Source organism: Anaerocolumna sedimenticola, assembly GCF_009931695.1.
Taxonomy (GTDB): Bacteria; Bacillota; Clostridia; order Lachnospirales; family Lachnospiraceae; genus Anaerocolumna; species Anaerocolumna sedimenticola.
The window spans coordinates 4,042,926-4,062,477 of sequence record NZ_CP048000.1; the positions used below are offsets into that span (position 1 = coordinate 4,042,926).

A 19,552-nucleotide genomic window follows, 5' to 3' on the forward strand; every position below is an offset into this window, starting at 1 on the left:
AAGCCAATATTAAATTATGGTTCCGTTAATTTGCATAATTTATTTCTTGATTGCTTTACTGGTAACGTTTGCTTTAGACCTTTTTTATATCTTCCATAATACAATCAACCAATCCGGGTACGCTATATTCTCTTGCAATAAGGTAATTTGTTATTCCGTATTCATTAAGTTTTTTCGCTGTAATATCACCGATACAGACAATCTTAGTTTTCCCGGTATTTAGTTTTAAACTGTCTGATTCTCTAAAAAATCCCTCAACTCCTGAAGCACTGGCAAATGTTAAATAATCATAATCAAGCAGGTTAGAAGTTATCCTGTTATACTTTTCTTTATCTGTTTCGATTGAATATAATTTAATATCCGTATAGGGTATGGAATAATCACTTAAAATTTGTGTAAGATCTTTGGAACCGTTTACAGCGCGGGGAATCAGCACCTTATCTTCTTTTTTCAAGCTTTTCACCAGACCGTGAGCTAATGATACGGTTGTATACACCTCCGGCATATAATCAGCTATAAAACCCTGCCTCATAAGGGCTTCTTTTGTCCCATTTCCTACTACTGCAAAGGAAATATGACCTAATTTACGATAGTCAAATTGGTTTTCTTTTAAATATTGAAAGAACAGATCAACTCCATTGGTACTGGTAAATACAATCCAGGTATACTCCAGAATACAATCGATAGCCCTTTTTAATTCAGTAAGTTCCTCCGTTTCTTTCACATATAAAAAGCTTAGATTATCTACATAAGCTTCCTCATTTCTTAACTGGTTCGTTAATTTTTCCGTTAATTTAGGTGTGCCGGTAACACCAATCCTTAACCCCGATAATCTTCCGTATTGTAACGATTTCATATCAAGTTCTGTAACAGCACCAATAAGAATAACAGCCGGTGCCTGAATATTCTCTTCCTTTACTTTTTCTTCTATGGTAAGTAAGGTACCTCTAACCGTTTTTTGCTGATTGGTCGTTCCGTTAGAGATAACCGCTGCCGGCGTATTGCCATCCTTACCGTATCTGATTAGTTCGTTAACAATAAGGGATAAATTACCCATTCCCATTAAAAAAATAAGAGTTCCCTCTAATTTAGCCAAAGTTTCAAAATTCTCCACAAGTTCGTTATCAGTGTCTTTCGTATGACCTGTAACAACGTGAAAACTTCTGCTGATACCCCTATGGGTTACGGGAATACCTGCATATGTTGCAGCCGCAATAGCTGAAGTAATTCCCGGAATTACCTGGAAAGGTATACCGGCCTTTTGCAAAGCAATTACTTCTTCCCCGCCTCTTCCGAACACAAAAGGATCTCCGCCTTTTAAGCGAACGACCCTTTTTCCCTCTAAGGCTTTTTCTATGATGATTTGATTTATGGCTTCCTGATTAAAGCTATGTCTTCCAACTTCTTTGCCTACATATATTTTCTCACTTTGATAAGGTACGAAATCCAGTAAAGAATCAGAAGCTAATCTGTCATAAATAACTACTTCACATTCTTCTAATCTTGCTTTTCCTTTTAAGGTCAGCAGTTCCGGATCGCCCGGCCCGGCACCTACCAAATAAACCATCCCATTTTTATTCATATAAATCTCCTGCAATTATACATTTATCATTATTAGTTAATATACGGCATTCATAAATATTCATTATTCTTAATTAATAAAACTATTTATTCAAAATTAATAATATCATTTACTAATTTTTTTGCTAAAAGCAATCTCTCTTCAATTTTTGCAATCCCATTTACCCGGATAACTTTATTCTTATATTTATATATTACGCGAAGTATTATCTTGTCTTTATCTATATTGGAATAAACTCCGACAGGCTCACTGCATCCGGCATTAAGAAGCTTTAATACTTCTCTTTCTGTCTCCAGGTTATACATGGATTCCATATGATTGAAAGATTGCAATACAGCTTGTAAAGCTGCTTCCTCTCTTCCCTCTATGGCAATGATACCCTGCCCCGCCGCAGGAATAAAGCTATCCTCATCTAAATACATGAAATCGTATTCCTTGTCCTCCTGGAAGTTAAGTCTCTTTAAACCGGCTGCCGCTAAAATAATGCCGTCATATTCTTTATTTTGCAATTTCAAAAGCCTGGTACCAACATTCCCCCTCAGGTTTTTCGTCTGTACCGGGTAAAGTTCTTCTATCTGAATCTGTCTCCTTAAACTGCTGGTTCCAACAATACCATTTTGAGGAAGCGGGCAATTTTTTCTGGTTACAAGTACGTCTCTTGGATCTTCCCTTAAGGATACGGCAAGAATTGATAGTCCTTTCGGAAGACTGATTGGCATATCCTTTGCACTATGTACTGCCATATCAATTTTCCCCGTAAGCAAAGCATCTTCAAACTCACTGATAAACGCTCCTTTTCCGCCAAAACTTTCTAAAGGCTTATCCAAAACCTTATCACCAATGGTAGTCATTGGAACAAGTTCAATTTCAATATCAGTATTTACTTTTTTGATTGCATTCACAACCATTTCCGTCTGTACCATGGCAAGTTTACTTTTTCTTGTTCCTATTTTAATATACTGTTTCACTGATTCCTCCGCAAGACTTAGCTAGGCTAGATTTCCTAATTTTCTTTTATTTTCTTTATAATATCCTGTATATCCGTTTTTGTAAGTTTACCTTGTTTTAAACAACCTAATTCCATTAACTGCTTATATACCTGTTTTCGCTCTTCTTCCTGTTCAAAAGATAACTGTACCTCATCCCTTATGTCACCAAGAATCTCTACCAGCTCTTCCATGTAATCAGGAATAACCTCTTTTATTTTATTTTTGATTCGTTGTGAAATAATAGGACTTTTACCGGAACTGGTTACGCCTACGGTTATGGCACCTTTCTTAACGTACGCCGGAAATATAAAACTGCATTCTTCCTTTTTATCAACCACATTTACCGGGATCTTAAGTTCCCTGCATTCCTTTGAAATCCTTGTATTTAAATTAATGTCATCCGTTGCTGCTATTACTGTAAATGCAGCTTTTATATCAGTAGTTTCATAGGATTTATTTAGCATTGTAATTTTATTCTTTAAAGACCTTACACATTCACAAAATTCCGGGGCAATAACAACTACTTCGGCTTCAAATTCCAGTAAGGCTTTTATTTTCCTATAAGCAACCATACCACCGCCGATTACAATACACACTTCATCTTTTAAGTCTACAAACATGGGGAAATATGCCACGTTAAATTCTCCTTAAACTTTTTATACTATTTATTTTCTATCAGTTTTGTAAAGCTTTGTATTATTACTTTCAACTCATCATTGGTTACCTGATTCCGAATCTTATACATAATACTTTCAAAGGATTGATTTTCAAACACTTCTTTTAATTCATTCATGCAAGGAATAAAATTCCTGAAATTAATTTCTTTATAAAATTCATCCACCTGTTTATCAATGATTATTTTTGCTGCTTCAATTTCCTGATGTTTTAAGTTATTATTTACTTCAGCGATTTGTTTGAAATAATCTATATCTATAAGCTTCACGTTCTCTAATTTCTCAATATTTTTATCTATATCCGTAGGTACTGCCAGATCTATAAACAGCCGTTCCTTTTTATCCGATATATACTTCTTTAGTTCTTCAGAAGTAATGGTGTAGTGAGGACTTGATGTTGCGCTGATTATGATATCTGCGTCTTTTATTGTATCATATCGTTTATTATAATCAATCATTTTTACTTCAGGATAGGATATGACTAATTCATCCGGTATATTGTGGTTTCGTATTGTTCCCATAATTTTAACACTTTTATTATGGTACAGATTTTTCATTACTATTGTTCCAAATTTACCGGATAACCCAATAATTAAAACTTTTTTTACCTGAGCTTTATCAGAAAAGCGAAATACCTCATTTGCTGCTAAGGTACCGATGGAGATTGAAGTTTTTGATATTTTCGTATCCGTTTTCACTTTTTTGGCACAGGTTATGGCAATCCGAAACAAGGTATTTAATAAGAAGTCCGTTGTACCTGCCTGCAAGGCTAGTTGATAATCATCTTTTACCTGACCCAGAATTTCATCTTCTCCAATTAACATGGAATCCAAGCCACAGATAACCTGAAATAAATGTTTCACTGCCTTTTCATTCTGATACCTAAGATAATACTTTATCACATGGTCATAATTTAAATTTTTTCTTTCCACTAATAACTGCATTATCTGATCGGCTGCCATTTTCCCGCCGGCAGCATATACTTCCGTTCGATTACAGGTGGTTATCAACACACATTCCCTGACATCACTTTTTTGCAACGCAGCTTTAATGAAATCTTTTTTTTCTTCCTTCTGAAATGCCAGTAATTCTCTTATTTCAACGGGAGCTGTTTTATAACTTATACTGATATTATAAATATTCATTTGTAAACCTCTCTCTGTCTGTTTCCCGTTTATTCCTGCAAGAACGATGGAATATAACATGCAATTCTTCATTCATTATATCATGAACGAAATCCGTGTTCATGATCTTGTTGCTCCAATCGGAATCTGCAAGTTCTACTTGCAATTCCTCATTCCGCTTTCATTATATCATGAACGAAATCCATGTTCATGATCTTGTTGCTCCAATCGGAATCTGCAAGTTCTACTTGCAATTCCTCATTCCGCTTTCATTATATCATAAACTTTTTAAAACATACACGAAAATTTCAATATGTAATGGAACAATGTCGACAAGTTCGCTTAACCTCTCTAAATTCCTCACATGAGGGCCTTGATCGCTTTGTGAGCCAAATGCAGTCGCGCCGGTGCTACCCAAAGGATATAATCTTTTTTGCATTCGTACGCCTCCGGTCGGGCTTTTATTAAATAGAAAAATTTGAAGAACTTTCCTATTTAAATAAAAGCAGACCTGATTATTAAGGTTAATCAGAAAATTCTGACATCTCAAACATCAAGTCTGTTTTCTATTATTAGTATTAAACATTAAGATAAACTAAAACTGTTATTCTTCCACTACAACACCTTTTTGCAGCATGATATTGGCATAAAGTGCTTTTTCACTGGTAGCTATGATAGCATAAGCTGTTTTCGCTTCTTCATAAAATTTAAACCGCTCAATGCCTCCAACCGCTTTTTCACCACGATTATCATATTTTGTTACAATTTTTTTATACGTATCCCAAATAGGTGTTTCAACCGTATCACCAGGCATAACCTCCATGAGATTAACCGGTTTATCGGTATAAGTATCTAAAGGAAATACTTTTAAAATAGCATCTAATAGTTCCGGTACTCCATGACCGTCACAACGGATAACAATTGCATTTTTTCCCATGGATTCCGCGGGAAAATTACCGTCTGAGATAACCAAACGGTCACTGTGTCCCATTTCACACAGAACTTTTAATAATTCCGGTGATAAAATTGCAGGTATACCTTTTAACATATTGACCTCCATACATCATTCATTCACGCGGTTGTTGTAATTATTTGATTAATTTTTCTATAATTAATTATTGTAATTATTATTAAATATTACATGATTTCATATAATTCCTATAAAGTTCATTACAACAACCGCAGCAGAATAAATATAAAATAAAATTTAATAAATCTTTATACAGTTAGTTTATCCAATAAAAATTGGCTTACTTCTGTATAATTTTCTTATAACGCATATAAGCTTCTTCCCAGGACTCTTTCTCTGTTGGTTCATATTTTACTATGTCAGGTGACTGTCCGATTATCCTTCTTGCCTCTGCAATATCCTTAATCTGACCGGATGCCATTAACTGAAGGGCAACATTACCAAGAACCGTAGCTTCAACCGGTCCGGCTGTTACTGCACATCCGCTGGCATTAGCCGTAAATTGACAGAGTTGTTTGCTTTGGATGCCTCCGCCTACCATATGAATATTATTATAAACATGTCCTGTACAATCGCTGATTTGTTCCAGTGCATAGCGATATTTCAGAGCCAGGCTTTCGTTAATACAGCGCACAATCTCACCCACTGTTTCGGGTACTATTTGTCCCGTACGTCTGCAATAATCCTGAATTCGTGAGGGCATATCCCCTGCCGGTGAAAATTCCGGGGCATCCGGATCAATGAAACAGGCAAATGCTTTTGCATTAAGTGCTAAATCTTCCAGCTGGCCAAAATTGTACTCATGACCTTCCCTGATCCATTGTCTTCTGCTTTCCTGAATAAGCCACAAACCGGTTATATTTTTTAGGAATGAAGCTTTACCGCCGTAACCGCCTTCATTGGTTATATTATAATAATCGGATTTCTCATTGATAAGAGGCTTATCCAGTTCTGTTCCGATCAGAGACCAGGTACCGCAGCTTATGAAAATAAAATTATCTTCTTCTGCCGGTACTGCAACTAAGGCGCTTTGGGTATCATGACCGGCTACGGCAATGACATCACATTTTTTAACACCCAGTTCCTCACAGATTTCATCCGATAGAACACCGACTTTAGTACCGCTTGCCACAATAGAAGCAAATATACTCTTTGGTAAACCAAGGGCTTCAATAACCTTTTCTGACCAGACACCCTTTTTTGCATCCAAGAGCTGACTGGTTGAAGCGATGGAATATTCCGATGCTTTTACTCCGGTTAACATAAAGTTAAATAAATCCGGTGTTAATAACATTTTATCCGCCCGCTCTAATAATTCTGCCCTGTTTAACTTTAGGGATAATAACTGGAAAGCTGTATTTATCTCCATAAACTGATTACCGGTAATACTGTAGAAATCTGCTTTAGGTAATTTTTCAAAACTTTTCTCCAGCATTCCTAAGGTTCGCTTATCCCTGTAATGTACCGGATTCTCCAGTAAATTTCCGTCTTTATCAAGCAAACCAAAGTCAACACCCCAGGTATCGATTCCGATACTGTCAAAATCCGACTCATGTTTTGCTTTTAATAATCCCTGCTTAATTTCATGAAACAATCGGAGGATATCCCAGTACATAGTTCCGTTAACTATAACCGGATCATTGGAAAACCGGTGAATTTCCTTTAACTGTATCGAGGTACCGTCGTAAATACCAAGCATAGCTCTTCCGCTGGAAGCTCCAAAATCAAACGCTAATACTTTTTTCACGGCTAAACCCTCCTTTATTATTTATAAAGCGGACCATAAGCCTCACATGCTCTGTAATCCTGTCCTTCTTTATCCATACCGAAAGCATTCCAGGATGCAGGTCTGAATATTTTTTCATCCGGTACATTATGCATACATACCGGTATTCTTAAGATAGAACATAATGTGATGATATCGGCTCCGATGTGACCATAACTGATAGCACCATGGTTTGCACCCCAATTATTCATAACGTCATAAGCTGATTTAAAGGCTCCTGTTCCGGTAAGTCTTGGAGCAAACCAGGTACATGGCCAGGTATAGTCTGTTCTCTTCCATAACTTGTCAGATACTTCTTCCGGAAGATTTACGGTATAACCCTCTACCAATTGCATTACAGGGCCTAAACCTTTTACAATATTTAAACGCATCATAGTAACCGGCATTTCACTTCTGGTTAAAAATCTGGAGGAATAACCGCCGCCTCTGAAATAACCGTTATCGGCCGCATTCCAGGTAGTTGCTTTTAAGCAGGCTTTTTGATCGTCTTCTGTCATTTCCCAGAAAGGTTTGATTATACCATTACCATCAGTATCTTTTACTTCACCGCAGGCATCAATGCAGGCTGCACCGGAATTAATTAAATGAATGAAACCTTGGGATTCCTTAGCCACACCCTCAAGATCATAACCGGTTGCTTTCTTTACTGCTTCAGGACTCCAGTAAGTTCTTACGTCTGCAAAAATCTGTGCTGTATTGGTTAATAATTTACCGAATAACATGCTGGTACCGTTTAAGGTATCATTTTCTGTTGCAAGGATATAAGGTTCTCTTGCACCCTCCCAGTCAAAAGAAGAATTAAGCATTGCTTCCGGGAAGTCACAGTTTGGATAAAAGTCAGTCCATTGTCTTTGTCCCTGGAAACCACCTGCTATTGCATTATGTCCAACTCTTTCTTCCTTAGCCTCTTCAGGAAGATTTGGATTACCATTATATAAATCCTTGATAATACACATCATTTTAACAACAAATTCCCAGTCTTTTTCTTTTTGTTCCGGTGAACTCTGTATGTCTGATGGATTTTTATCGAAGCCTTCCGGACAGTTTGCTTTTGTCCAGGCTAATGCTTTCTCATATTCTGCTTTATCATAAATTTCTTCAGTCATTCTACGGATAATTTCCACTTCATCTACGGATTCAACTCTCATTCCCAGATATTCTTCAAAGAATTCAGGATTGATGATGGAACCGGCAATACCCATACAGATGGAACCGATCTGTAAATAAGATTTACCCCTCATAGTAGCTGCTGCTACGGCTGCACGTCCGAAACGTAATAATTTTTCTTTTACATCTTCAGGAATATCCGTATCATCAGCATTCTGAACGTCATGTCCGTAAATACCGAATGCAGGAAGTCCTTTTTGTGCATGTCCTGCTAAAACTGCTGCCAGATATACTGCTCCCGGTCTTTCTGTTCCATTAAATCCCCAAACACCTTTAATTGTCATTGGGTCCATATCCATGGTTTCGGAACCGTAACACCAGCAAGGTGTAACGGTAAGAGTAATATCCACACCTGCTTTTTTAAATTTGTCTGCGCAGGCTGCTGCTTCTGCAACACGTCCGATGGTAGTATCGGCGATAACAACTTTCACCGGTTCTCCATTGGAATATCTTAAATTCTTTGTAAAAAGTTCTGCTGCTGCCTTAGCCATATTCATAGTCTGTTCTTCCAGTGATTCACGCACCTTAAGAACTCCTCTTCGTCCGTCAATAGTAGGTCTGATTCCGATTACCGGATAATCTCCAATTAATCTGCTTTTTGCCATTTGAAATACCTCCATTAATATAATAATTTGATAGATAATACATACTATCTTCAGTTCTATTATAGTATATACTTGAATCTACTTTAATACTTGTGATATAATAGCAAAAAATATAACAATTTTCACATTCAGGGGGTCATATGCAATATATAGATTATAATGAAAGAAAAATGCGCGGAACCTTTGATTTTCCTATAGAATTTTATCATATCGACAGTCAGCACCCCCAATATGCCATGCCTTATCACTGGCATGTAGAATATGAAATTATTCGTATTTTGGAGGGTACTTTTACCATATCTCTGGATGAAAATGAAATTCGGGCAGAACAGGGTGATGTAATTTTATAAACAGCGGGACGCTGCATGCCGGGATACCGGAGGGTTGTATATACGAATGTATTGTATTTGACATGAATATGCTTTTGAAAAAAGATAATGTCTGTCAGAAATTTATCCAGGACATCATGAATCATGTCATAAATATAAAAGAATTTTATAAAAAAGAAACTTCGGAATTTCATAAAGCGGTATGGCAATTGTTTGATGTTATGGATCATAAAAAGTACGGGTACCAATTAATTGTACAAGGCTGCCTCTATCAGCTTTTGGGAATTATATTAGAAAACGGTGATTATGTAACCGATTCCCTGCAGACACCACAGAACCACAGACGTATTCTGCAATTAAAACAGGTGTTGGAAGTAATAGAGAATTCCTACCCCGACCAGATAACCTTAGAACAGTTATCCAAAGCAGCCGGTATGTCACCAAAATATTTCTGCCGCTTTTTTCAGGAAATGACTCATAAAAGTCCGATTGACTATTTAAATTATTACCGGGTGGAACGTGCCTGCTATCAATTGCTTAATACAGACACATCCATAACGGATATATCCTTTGGCGTCGGTTTTAATAATTTAAGTTATTTTATCAAATCCTTTAAAAAATATAAAGGAATTACACCGGCGAAGTACCGAAAACTTAATTATTCTCCGATTTAATAATACATTGTTGCAATTGCCTATATAATATGTATTGTCACTTCTACTTACAGTTTTGCAAATAATTTATTACTTCTGACAAGGAATCAAATTTTCCATCTATTAATTTTTTAATTTCTTCATCCGGTTGAATTAAATCCGGTACCATAATTGGTTTCATACCGGCATGATAGGCGGCTTTTAAACCATTGGGGGAATCCTCTATGGCTATGCTGCATTCCGGTATGGAACCAAGTTCCATACATGCTTTTAGATAAATCTCAGGATCCGGTTTTCCGTGTTCAACCATATCACCTGTTACGATTGCCTGAAAATAATGGGTGATCCCTGCCTTATTAAGGTAATTCATAACATTCCCTTTATTAGTTGAAGTAGCTAATGCTATTTTATAATCATTCTCCTGCAAAAAGTTAAGTAGTTCAAACACCCCCGGTTTTACCGGAAGACCCTCTGTTTCTATAATTTCTCCAAATAATACAGAGGAACGTTCCCGAAACTTTTCATACGGGAAATCAGATCCAAACTGTTTTAAAAAGAACTGTCTGGTATCAACCGAATTTAATCCTACACATTTCGTTATGGCTATATCAATATCTTTTATATTCATTTCTTCTCCAACCTGAAGCCAGACATCATTACACACTCTTTCCGTATCAAATAGAACACCATCCATATCAAAAACTACACTTTCTATCATATATAAGCCTCCATTTTTTCTTCCATAGTTTCACTGTTCTAAATAAATAGTATTTATGGGGTTATTTAGCATAATATCAATGCTTAAAATCATATACTTGTCACTCTTGCTTTCTTTAATGACCATAATTTCATTTTTATATCAGCAATGGGTCTGAAAATGAGTACTATTAGGTAGTTTATTACATTCTATTCTAATTTGCAATAGATACAGTTTTCAAATTTAACTGACATTTCGTTTTAACTAAAGCAGCCAAAGAGAAAAAGAACTTAATAACTGTAAACTAAGTTCTTACTCTTTGGCTGAAAAAGCTGCATTAATATCTACATTTTATATATTATATTCAATCGTATAAACGTCCTCATTGAATTTAATATGTTTATATTGATCTAAGGAAAACCATTGGTTGGAAAATTCTACATCTGTAGTAATATTTAGCTTACGATTACGTTCTTCCATTAATTGTTCAAACTCTTCTTTCGTACTAACACGGATACCAAAACCTCTTGCATTGATAAGCGGCAGATTATCATAGGTATAATCCTGTAAAGCCAATATATCTTCTATGATCCTGCCGCGTATTTTAACAACGACACCATCACGGATACCTATTATGTTAAAAGAATCCGGATAGGAATAAGTATCACCAACCGTGCCTATTTCGTTACCCACATGATACAGCTTATTATCTGTCTGAACATTTTAATACTATTGTCCTGAACACTGTAATAATATTCATCAAAAATTCTGCTGTTTAAGTAAAGGTCATCCTTAACAAATCCGCTCTTTAAATTCGCCGCTTCCTCTGCTTTGGAGATAATACCGCCGCCGGCGACATCATAACCGTCAACAATAACAAAACGGCCTGTTACCTTACTGTTTCTGAATTCATCAAAAGCAACCGATTCCTTGGTTTCAACGATGATTTCAGCAACATCATTTATCTTAACTCTCAATGCCTTTTCTTCACCGGATAAGGTACTGGCATCAATAACTTTTAAAATAGATTTAATTTCAGCTTCTACCTCCGCCGTTGCCAGTTTGATTTTATACTTCTTATTGGTAACCAGGTCATTTTTGCCCATCCAGAACACATTGGCACGGAAACGGTTGGAAACAACGGGTATAACATCCTTATGGCTGATAATCTCTCCACGTTTGTTGAAAAACTCATCTTCCACTGTAATACCCACCGATTGTCCGGCAGATACCACATCGGTCTGATCTTTTTGAACCCAGGCTTCTATTGTCTTAACTCTGGTAGTTTTATTACCGGGTGTTATGTGTATCTCATCCCCAGCCTTTAAGGTTCCGGCTTCTATTCTGCCCACAATAATTCTTCTATTATCAAATTTATAGACATCCTGTATGGGGAGACGCAACGGTTTATGAGAAATATCCTTATCCTTTGGAATCTCGTCAATGGCTTCTAAGATGGGTTTACCATGGTACCAGGGCATTTTTGCAGAATAACTTGCAATATTCTCACCATAAAATGCGGAGATTGGAATATAATCTAAAGGAGTAACCTGTAAGGAATTTAAGAATTCATTGAATTCCTTTTTAATAGCATGATATGTTTCTTCGGAATAGTCAATTAAATCCATTTTATTTACAATTACATAAACTTTCTGGATTCCCAATAAAGATAAGATGTAACCATGTCTTTTGGACTGTTCTTTAATTCCTTCATTGGCATCAATTACAAGCAGTGCCGCTTCTGCACTGGCCGCACCGGATATCATGTTTTTTAGGAACTCTTTATGACCGGGAGCATCAATTATTACATAATCTCTTCTCTTGGTAAAAAACTGAAGCTGGGTGGTATCAATGGTAATGCCCTGTTTCTGTTCTTCTTCAAAGGCATCTAACAGGTATGCATATTCAAAAGGTTTTCCTTTTTCTTTTGAAATACGTTTTACCCTGTCAATAGCACCTTCCGGCAAAGAATTGGTATCGTATAACAGGCGGCCGATTACTGTTGATTTACCATGATCAACATGACCTACTACTACAATCTTTAAAGTCTCTCTATTCTTGCTCATTCTTTCGGTCCTCCTTACATGTAACCATCTTTACGGAGCTTCTGCATGGCATATGCATCCTCCTGATCCTGGGCACGGCCTGCACGTTCACTGGTTTTCGTATGTTTTAATTCTTCAATGATTTCTTCAATGGTACTTGCAGTTGAATCAATGGTACCGGTACATGGAGCACAGCCTAAACTGCGGTAGCGTTTTCCGTCTTTTGCAAAGTATAAATCTATTAAAGGAATATTTTCCCTTAATATGTATTCCCACACATCAATCTCATTCCAGTGAAGAATCGGATGAACACGGATATGATTGCCTTTCGGAAAATCCGTTTTAAACTGGTCCCAAAGTTCCGGAGGCTGGTTGGTATAATCCCATTCATAGTCTTTATTTCTTTCACTGAATACTCTTTCTTTGGAACGGGAACCTTCTTCATCCCGTCTGACACCTAAAATCAAACCTTCAAATTCATATTTTTCCACAACCTGCTGTAATCCGTCTGTTTTTAAAGCTTTGCAGCATATCAGTCTTCCATGGTCCGGTCCCATACCAGCTTTCACAGCTTCCTCGTTGGTATGTACTATGAGGTCTATATTTAATTCCTTAGCAATTTTATCACGGTATTCAATCATCCGGGGTATCTTATAGGTAGTATCTACATGGATAAAGGGAAATGGGCAGTAACCGTAAAAAGCTTTTTTGGCCAACCACATAAGTACGGTTGAATCCTTTCCAATGGACCAGAGCATACCCAGTTTTCCAAACTTTTATATGCTTCCCTAAGTATATAGATACTTTCTGCTTCTAACTCATCTAAATGATTCATGTTAAGTCCTCCTCTTTCATATTAGATTTTCCATATTGATTATCAGCCGGTAAAAAATTACCTGCTGCCAGCTCTATCCTTAATAAGAATTTGCTTTCGTTTTATCTATGGTGATAATCTTTTTACTGCCATCGTGATTTGCTATATACCAATGAAGTTCTTTTTTCTCTTCTTTCACATGCATTGTAGTGCCATTTCCGCCGATATCTGCTCCTAAGAAATATGAGATTGCTTCAAATTCGCATTCCTTTAGACAGGAGGTACAACCCCAGCATTCATCCGGATATTTGATAAAGGTTTTATTATTCTCTTTATCTTTGAACAATAAGGATCCAGGACATACTTCCCTGCAGTTTCCGCATCCGACACATAAATCAGGATTAATTCTTATGCTCATAAGTCTGCCTCCGATCTACAAAATTTCTTTTCATAATTTGAATTTCACCGTCTTTTAAAATAGAATTAATATATACAAAATAATCCTTATCATTTTGCTCTGGATAATCCAGATTTTCCTGGAACGAATGCCATCTTGTTTCTTTTCTGGCTTGTAAATGGGCAATTACTGTTTTGGCTACCACAAGGCGGTCTATTAATTCATAGATTTTCATCAGATCATAATTATCATCTGCATGAAGTTTTCCTGCTAATTTTATAATATCCTGTATCCTGTTTTTAGCTATTGTAAGTTTCACCTCGTTATAGCCATAGTTGCCGGATATTCCCCCCGCATATTCATCCATTACTTTCTGCATGGCTTCTTCCAGCTGATTCACGGTATAAACACCCCCCGGATTAACAAAATAGTTTGAAATTTCTTCGTATTTCTTATCTTCTTCCTCAATGAAAGCTTCTTGGGACAAAATTTCAGTTAGTTGACAATTTCGCGTCCGGGTGGATTTCGTAGTAATATACCCGATTACTGCCTCCGCAGCGATTTCTCCTTCTACCAGGCTGCCTGTAACATACTTCTGGGGACATCCTCCGGCCACATCACCTGCGGCATATAACCCGGCAATTGTGGTCTGCCTGTCTGTATCCACCCAGTATCCGCTGCTGGTATGACCGCCGACAATATAAGGTTCTGTTCCTTCTATCTCTACATTTTCTGTTGCAGGTCCAACCCCTCGTTCCATCCATTTTAAGGTTTGTGCCGGTGCCATATTAAGATATGCCTTTAATAATTCTTCTTCCGCTTCAGGACTGATTCCCTCTGTCTTTAAAAAGCAGGGCCCCCTGCCCTGTTTGTTTTCTTCAACTGTAGAATAAACCCGGTTCGGTGTGGTTGGTGCCCCATATTTATTATCATAGATTTCACCTAAACTGTTAATCTGGGAGCAGATACCCCTTGTGCTATGGTTCCGGTTGGAGCGATGGTATCCTTACATCTTAATGCAATAAAGCGCATTTCAAATGTAGTCATTTCTGCTCCGGCTCTTATTCCCATAGCATAACCGGCACCGGTATTAAAGGGAGGATACCACATTTTATGTTTGGAAAATCCGGTATTATTAGGTTTGTAGATTCCGGCTGCACCACCGGTGGAACAAATGACACCTTTTGCATAAATGATATAAAAAATATTTTCTTCTATACTGAAACCATATGCACCTAAGACACAGTTGTCTTTGACAATATAATCAATGATATTAACCTTATTTATGACTTTTATATTTTCCTGTTCATATACCGCATCAGCTAAAATAGGTTTAATATTTTCTCCGTTAATTTTGATATTACGGTTACCTCTCGTAACGTATTCTCCATTTTCATCTTTTAAAATAACTAAACCCAGTTTTTCCAAATGACGGGTTACCTTGTTGAGACGTTCCGCCATGGTTAATACCAGGTCCTCCCGTATCAGCCCATTCGCATCTTGTTTTACATATTCCAGATAATCTTCAGGAGTTTTTCCTTTGACAATATAAGCATTCAGTGCATTTACTCCGGCTGCCAGACAACCACTACGCTTTATATTCGCTTTTTCTGCTATTATTACCTTCTTATCACTTTGTCCGGTTATAGTAATAGCAGCATAACAGCCTGCAGTTCCGCCGCCGATGATTAAAATATCCGTATAAAGTTTCTTTTTCTTTAATACCACCCGTGTTCGCTCCTTTAAGTTATAGTAAATTCTAAATATATACCGGCATTGGATCAATTTTTAATTTATTTTCGATAATCTTGGTTTCCTGATCATCAAATAAATAAAGCCTGTGAATCAGTACCCCAACTTCCTCTCCCTCTTTAAGAGGAGCCTTTTCCAGAGAACGGTAGCCGGACAGCTGACAGCCATTAATATCAACTGTAATTTCCCAGGAAGAACCATGGAAATTAATATTACGTATAATCCCCTTATCAGCAGCAGAGGGATTGCTGAATTCTTCCATCCTGCCAATTTCTATAAATTCAGGTCTTATAATGGATTTTTTATCTTCATACAAATCTTTAAATCCTTTAAATATTCCGGCATTTTCAATTACACTGGATTCCCCGATAAAATGTGCTACAAATGGCGTTAATGGATTTTTATATATTTCAACAGGAGTTCCTTTCTGCTCCACCACACCCAGATTGGTAACAATAATTTCATCTGCCACATCAATAGCTTCTTCCTGGTCATGGGTTACGAAAATACTGGTTACACCCAATTTATGAATCATATCCTTTAACCAGTTGCGGAGTTCTTTACGAACCTTTGCATCAATGGCTGCAAAAGGTTCATCCAACAGAAGCACGGAGGGGTTAGGTGCCAGGGCTCTGGCAAAAGCTACCCTTTGTCTTTGACCACCGGAAAGCTGGTGAGGATATCTTTTATCCAGTTCTTTAAGCCCCACTAACTCAATTAATTCCTCCGCTCTTCGTTTGACATCTGCCTTACTAACCTTTTTAATCTGTAAGCCAAAGGCAATATTTTCATAAACGGTCATATGACGGAACAAAGCATAATTCTGAAATACAAATCCAATTCCGCGTTCCCCCGGGATATGTCATTGACCCGTTTACCATCAATATAGATATCTCCTGAGTCAGGACCTTCAAGACCTGCTAACATTCTAAGGATTGTGGTTTTACCGCTGCCGCTTGGCCCCAGCAGGGCGACTAAATTCCCTTTTTTGATAGTAAAACTGACTTCTCTGGAGGCTTTATAATCTCCATATGATTTGTTTAAATTCTTAACTTCTATATACATAAGTTTCCTTTCCTATCTGCTCTTTTTGGCTTTCCACTCAACTATGTTTCGAAGAATCAGAATTAGTATGGCTATAATTACTAAACAAGAGGATACTGCAAAGGCTGACGAGAATTGATATTCACTGTATAAAATTTCAATATGTAAAGGCAGCGTGTTCGTTTTTCCTCTAATATGGCCGGAGACAACCGACACAGCTCCAAATTCTCCCATTGCTCTTGCCGTACATAATATAATTCCGTATAATAACCCCCATTTTATATTGGGTAATGTAATTCTCCGAAATATAGTAAACCCTTTTGCTCCCATACTTGCAGCAGCAACTTCTTCCTCGTATCCCTGTGCCTCCATAAGAGGTATCAGTTCTCTAACTACAAATGGAAATGTTACAAATACGGTGGCCAGTAATATACCTGGCAGTGCAAAAACTATTTTTATGCCGAATCGATCCATTAAATCATAAAATAGTCCTTTTCTGCCAAAAGTAAGGACAAAGATCAGACCCGCTATAACAGGCGAAATCGAAAAAGGCAGGTCTATCAATGTTGTCAGAAACTGCTTTCCCTTAAATTTAAATTTAGTAATACACCAGGCCGCCGTAATACCAAACAGTGTATTGGCTGCTACGGCAGTCAGTGTAGCAAGCAACGTCAGCCGTAATGCTTCTACCGTATACTTATCAGTAATCGCTCCTAGGTAAGCTCCCAGGCCTTTTTTCAGTGCTTCTGCCAGGATTAAAAATAAAGGAAGAATTAACATGACAGTTAAAAAAATTATACCGATGCCAATCAGAAGTAACTTTATCCCTTTTGATTCTGTCATTTGATTATTATTTTCTTTCATAGTAACACCCCCTATCTGAAGTTATAAAACACTTTTTGTTTCTTCAGCTTAACTTCCCTATCATATAAATTTTCTTTGACTTTAGGCCTTCAAGAATTTAGCGGTTCTGATACGAAGCAGATTCATAACCAGTAACATGATAAAGGAAACAAAAAGCATAACGATAGCTATAGCAGTTGCCCCCTCATAATCAAACTGCTCAAGTTTTGACATAATAAGCAAGGGAGCTATTTCCGTTTTCATTGGCATATTCCCTGATATAAAAACAACGGATCCATATTCCCCGATTCCCCTGGCAAAAGCCAGGGAAAATCCGGTCAATATCGGTGAAATCAACTCAGGTAATATAACTTTACGAAATATCTGAAAGCGGGTTGCACCAAGCATTAAAGAAGCTTCCTCAACACTCTTATCCAGCTCTTCCAGCACCGGCTGAACATTCCTGGTTACAAACGGTATTCCTATAAAAACCAAGGCGATTGTAATACCAAATAAAGTATAGGAACCTTTTAAACCTAATTTAAGCAACTGGCTGCCAATCCATCCATTTTCCGAATAAAGGGCAGTTAAAGCAATACCTGCTACCGAAGTCGGAAGTGCAAAGGGAAGATCAATCATACCGTCCATAATCCGTTTGAAAGGAAAATTGTACCTTACAATGACCCAGGCTAGTAAAACACCAAATACTACATTAATAGATGCTGCCAAAAAAGCACTGGTAAAACTTACACCATAAGCATGTAAAACTCTTTTATTAAAGGCTGCTTCGATAAACTCCGGTAATCCCAAATCAGCAGTTTTAAAAATTATGGAGGATAATGGGATTAAGATAATAATTGATAAATATGCCAGTGTAATTCCCAAGGTAAGTTTAAAACCTGGAACAACGCTATTTTTACGGGCCATTTTCTTTCCCCTTTTCATTTAATTTCTTTATTGCAATAAACATGGTGGGATGTTGAATAATCATATAAATCAACCTTCTAATTTCATTAGTAAAGCATTGCATATTTATTGGCTGATTTCTCCATAAAGCTGATCAAATATACCACCATCTGCAAAATGAGTCTGCTGAACTTCTCTCCAGGTCCCAAATTTATCGGATAATGTAAACAGTTTCACTTCTTTAAATTGATTTTTATATTTCTCCGCTATGGATTCCATTCTGGGTCTATAATAATTTTTTGCTGCTATCTCCTGGCCCTCTTCCGAATATAAGTAATTGATGTATTCTTTTGATACTTCTTCCGTATTATGTTTTTTCACATTCTCCGTTACAACAGCAACGGAGGGTTCTGCCAATATACTGACTGAGGGAACAATTATCTCGAATTTTTCCGGTCCTAATTCTTTCACAGCCAGATAAGCTTCATTTTCCCAGGCTATTAATACATCACCGATTCCGTTTTCTACAAATGTAGTTGTTGAACCTCTGGCGCCTGAATCCAGAACTTCCACATTGGAATATAATTTTTTTACAAATTCTTTTGTCTTTGCTTCGTCATCGTTATATGTAGTCAATGCATATCCCCATGCGGCCAGATAGTTCCAACGGGCTCCGCCTGATGTTTTAGGATTTGGGGTTATTACGGATACGTCCTCCCTGATAAGGTCATTCCAATCCTTAATATTTTTAGGATTACCTTTTCTTACCAAAAAGACAATAGTAGAGGTATAAGGTGCACTGTTATCCTCAAATTTATTTTCCCATTCTTTCTCCAGCAAACCGGAATCTGCAATTTCATCAATATCGTAAGCCAGGGCTAATGTAGCAACATCTGCTTCAAGTCCTTCTATGATTGCTCTTGCCTGTTTTCCCGAACCACCATGACTTTGTTCTACGGTAACCTGTATTCCTGTTTTTTCTTTATAGTACTTTAAAAAAGCTTCATTATATTCTGTATAAAATTCTCTTGTAGGATCATACGAAACATTAAGTAAAGAAACTTCCTTTGCTTGCTGACTGGTATCTTTAGTATTGCATCCGGAAACACCTGTTATGGTCAAAGCCAATACAATGATTCCAGTTAATAGGGATTTTCTTCTCATGTATATTTCCT

General features: G+C 37.1%; 17 protein-coding genes and 3 pseudogenes. 2 read left to right on the forward strand and 18 right to left on the reverse strand.

Translation table 11 applies throughout. From position 1 onward, the window contains the following. Positions 1-73: 73 nt before the first annotated feature. The 8 genes from cobA to Ana3638_RS17985 form a co-directional block, all read right to left on the reverse strand. Entirely contained in the window at positions 74-1,582 is a 1,509-nt protein-coding gene (gene cobA, locus Ana3638_RS17950; protein ID WP_161839262.1) for a uroporphyrinogen-III C-methyltransferase, read from the reverse strand. 86 nt (positions 1,583-1,668) lie between these two features. Continuing rightward, a complete protein-coding gene (gene hemC, locus Ana3638_RS17955; RefSeq protein WP_161839263.1) occupies positions 1,669-2,550 on the reverse strand; it encodes a hydroxymethylbilane synthase in 882 nt (293 codons plus the stop codon). Positions 2,551-2,585: 35 nt separating this feature from the next. Continuing rightward, entirely contained in the window at positions 2,586-3,206 is a 621-nt protein-coding gene (locus Ana3638_RS17960) for a precorrin-2 dehydrogenase/sirohydrochlorin ferrochelatase family protein (RefSeq protein ID WP_161839264.1), read from the reverse strand. A 26-nt stretch (positions 3,207-3,232) separates the two neighbouring features. Beyond that, the gene (hemA, locus tag Ana3638_RS17965) at positions 3,233-4,390 is read right to left on the reverse strand and encodes a glutamyl-tRNA reductase (protein WP_161839265.1); all 1,158 of its coding nucleotides are present in this window, start codon (positions 4,388-4,390) and stop codon (positions 3,233-3,235) included. Positions 4,391-4,646: 256 nt separating this feature from the next. Then, on the reverse strand, positions 4,647-4,808 hold the full coding sequence (locus tag Ana3638_RS17970; RefSeq protein WP_161839266.1) for a hypothetical protein: 162 nt from the start codon (positions 4,806-4,808) through the stop codon (positions 4,647-4,649). Positions 4,809-4,973: 165 nt separating this feature from the next. Further along, positions 4,974-5,417, reverse strand: a complete 444-nt coding sequence (locus Ana3638_RS17975; protein WP_161839267.1) for an RbsD/FucU family protein — start codon at positions 5,415-5,417, stop codon at positions 4,974-4,976. Between the two features lie 202 nt (positions 5,418-5,619). Beyond that, complete coding sequence (locus Ana3638_RS17980; RefSeq protein WP_281352841.1) at positions 5,620-7,086, reverse strand: rhamnulokinase; 1,467 nt, start codon at positions 7,084-7,086, stop codon at positions 5,620-5,622. Between the two features lie 17 nt (positions 7,087-7,103). Next, a complete protein-coding gene (locus Ana3638_RS17985; protein ID WP_161839268.1) occupies positions 7,104-8,897 on the reverse strand; it encodes an L-fucose isomerase in 1,794 nt (597 codons plus the stop codon). A gap of 140 nt (positions 8,898-9,037) precedes the next feature. On the opposite strand from Ana3638_RS17985, the gene Ana3638_RS26440 reads away from it, so the two are divergent. Both Ana3638_RS26440 and Ana3638_RS17995 read left to right on the forward strand, forming a co-directional pair. Further along, positions 9,038-9,247 (forward strand): AraC family ligand binding domain-containing protein, encoded by a 210-nt coding sequence (locus Ana3638_RS26440; RefSeq protein ID WP_161839269.1) that lies wholly within the window; start codon positions 9,038-9,040, stop codon positions 9,245-9,247. A gap of 74 nt (positions 9,248-9,321) precedes the next feature. After that, positions 9,322-9,900 carry a helix-turn-helix domain-containing protein gene (locus Ana3638_RS17995; RefSeq protein WP_330587638.1) on the forward strand — a complete coding sequence of 193 codons (579 nt, stop codon included), beginning with the start codon at positions 9,322-9,324 and terminating at the stop codon, positions 9,898-9,900. A gap of 43 nt (positions 9,901-9,943) precedes the next feature. Here the strand turns inward: Ana3638_RS17995 and Ana3638_RS18000 are convergent, their stop codons facing one another. The 10 genes and pseudogenes from Ana3638_RS18000 to Ana3638_RS18045 all read right to left on the reverse strand — a co-directional run bounded on the left by Ana3638_RS18000 (position 9,944) and on the right by Ana3638_RS18045 (position 19,541). Then, a complete protein-coding gene (locus Ana3638_RS18000) occupies positions 9,944-10,597 on the reverse strand; it encodes an HAD family hydrolase (RefSeq protein WP_161839271.1) in 654 nt (217 codons plus the stop codon). A 330-nt stretch (positions 10,598-10,927) separates the two neighbouring features. Beyond that, complete coding sequence (locus Ana3638_RS18005; protein WP_161839272.1) at positions 10,928-11,269, reverse strand: hypothetical protein; 342 nt, start codon at positions 11,267-11,269, stop codon at positions 10,928-10,930. Next, complete coding sequence (locus tag Ana3638_RS18010) at positions 11,254-12,642, reverse strand: sulfate adenylyltransferase subunit 1 (protein WP_161839273.1); 1,389 nt, start codon at positions 12,640-12,642, stop codon at positions 11,254-11,256. Before Ana3638_RS18010 ends, Ana3638_RS18005 begins: the two co-directional genes overlap by 16 nt. Positions 12,643-12,656: 14 nt before the next feature. Next, positions 12,657-13,456, reverse strand: a pseudogene (gene cysD / locus Ana3638_RS18015) (sulfate adenylyltransferase subunit CysD). Between the two features lie 79 nt (positions 13,457-13,535). After that, positions 13,536-13,853: a 4Fe-4S dicluster domain-containing protein gene (locus Ana3638_RS18020; RefSeq protein WP_161839274.1), complete on the reverse strand. Its 318-nt coding sequence runs from the start codon at positions 13,851-13,853 to the stop codon at positions 13,536-13,538. Then, positions 13,837-15,560, reverse strand: a pseudogene (locus tag Ana3638_RS26870) (adenylyl-sulfate reductase subunit alpha). The gene Ana3638_RS18020 and the pseudogene Ana3638_RS26870 overlap by 17 nt, the downstream one beginning before the upstream one ends. A gap of 31 nt (positions 15,561-15,591) precedes the next feature. Further along, positions 15,592-16,649, reverse strand: a pseudogene (locus Ana3638_RS18030) (sulfate/molybdate ABC transporter ATP-binding protein). A gap of 12 nt (positions 16,650-16,661) precedes the next feature. Further along, positions 16,662-17,492: a sulfate ABC transporter permease subunit CysW gene (gene cysW / locus Ana3638_RS18035; protein ID WP_161839275.1), complete on the reverse strand. Its 831-nt coding sequence runs from the start codon at positions 17,490-17,492 to the stop codon at positions 16,662-16,664. 81 nt (positions 17,493-17,573) lie between these two features. Further along, a complete protein-coding gene (gene cysT / locus Ana3638_RS18040; protein ID WP_161839276.1) occupies positions 17,574-18,398 on the reverse strand; it encodes a sulfate ABC transporter permease subunit CysT in 825 nt (274 codons plus the stop codon). Between the two features lie 105 nt (positions 18,399-18,503). Continuing rightward, positions 18,504-19,541 carry a sulfate ABC transporter substrate-binding protein gene (locus tag Ana3638_RS18045; RefSeq protein ID WP_161839277.1) on the reverse strand — a complete coding sequence of 346 codons (1,038 nt, stop codon included), beginning with the start codon at positions 19,539-19,541 and terminating at the stop codon, positions 18,504-18,506. Positions 19,542-19,552 lie beyond the last annotated feature (11 nt).

What these genes read in the sequence shown, in the direction of transcription:
- cobA (WP_161839262.1), bottom strand. Translation starts at nt 1,582, where the DNA reads ATGAATAAAAATGGGATGGTTTATTTGGTAGGTGCCGGGCCGGGCGAT.
- hemA (WP_161839265.1), bottom strand. Translation starts at nt 4,390, where the DNA reads ATGAATATTTATAATATCAGTATAAGTTATAAAACAGCTCCCGTTGAA.
- Ana3638_RS17970 (WP_161839266.1), bottom strand. Translation starts at nt 4,808, where the DNA reads ATGCAAAAAAGATTATATCCTTTGGGTAGCACCGGCGCGACTGCATTT.
- Ana3638_RS17975 (WP_161839267.1), bottom strand. Translation starts at nt 5,417, where the DNA reads ATGTTAAAAGGTATACCTGCAATTTTATCACCGGAATTATTAAAAGTT.
- Ana3638_RS17985 (WP_161839268.1), bottom strand. Translation starts at nt 8,897, where the DNA reads ATGGCAAAAAGCAGATTAATTGGAGATTATCCGGTAATCGGAATCAGA.
- Ana3638_RS26440 (WP_161839269.1), top strand. Translation starts at nt 9,038, where the DNA reads ATGCAATATATAGATTATAATGAAAGAAAAATGCGCGGAACCTTTGAT.
- Ana3638_RS18000 (WP_161839271.1), bottom strand. Translation starts at nt 10,597, where the DNA reads ATGATAGAAAGTGTAGTTTTTGATATGGATGGTGTTCTATTTGATACG.
- Ana3638_RS18010 (WP_161839273.1), bottom strand. Translation starts at nt 12,642, where the DNA reads ATGAGCAAGAATAGAGAGACTTTAAAGATTGTAGTAGTAGGTCATGTT.
- Ana3638_RS18020 (WP_161839274.1), bottom strand. Translation starts at nt 13,853, where the DNA reads ATGAGCATAAGAATTAATCCTGATTTATGTGTCGGATGCGGAAACTGC.
- cysW (WP_161839275.1), bottom strand. Translation starts at nt 17,492, where the DNA reads ATGAAAGAAAATAATAATCAAATGACAGAATCAAAAGGGATAAAGTTA.
- cysT (WP_161839276.1), bottom strand. Translation starts at nt 18,398, where the DNA reads ATGGCCCGTAAAAATAGCGTTGTTCCAGGTTTTAAACTTACCTTGGGA.
- Ana3638_RS18045 (WP_161839277.1), bottom strand. Translation starts at nt 19,541, where the DNA reads ATGAGAAGAAAATCCCTATTAACTGGAATCATTGTATTGGCTTTGACC.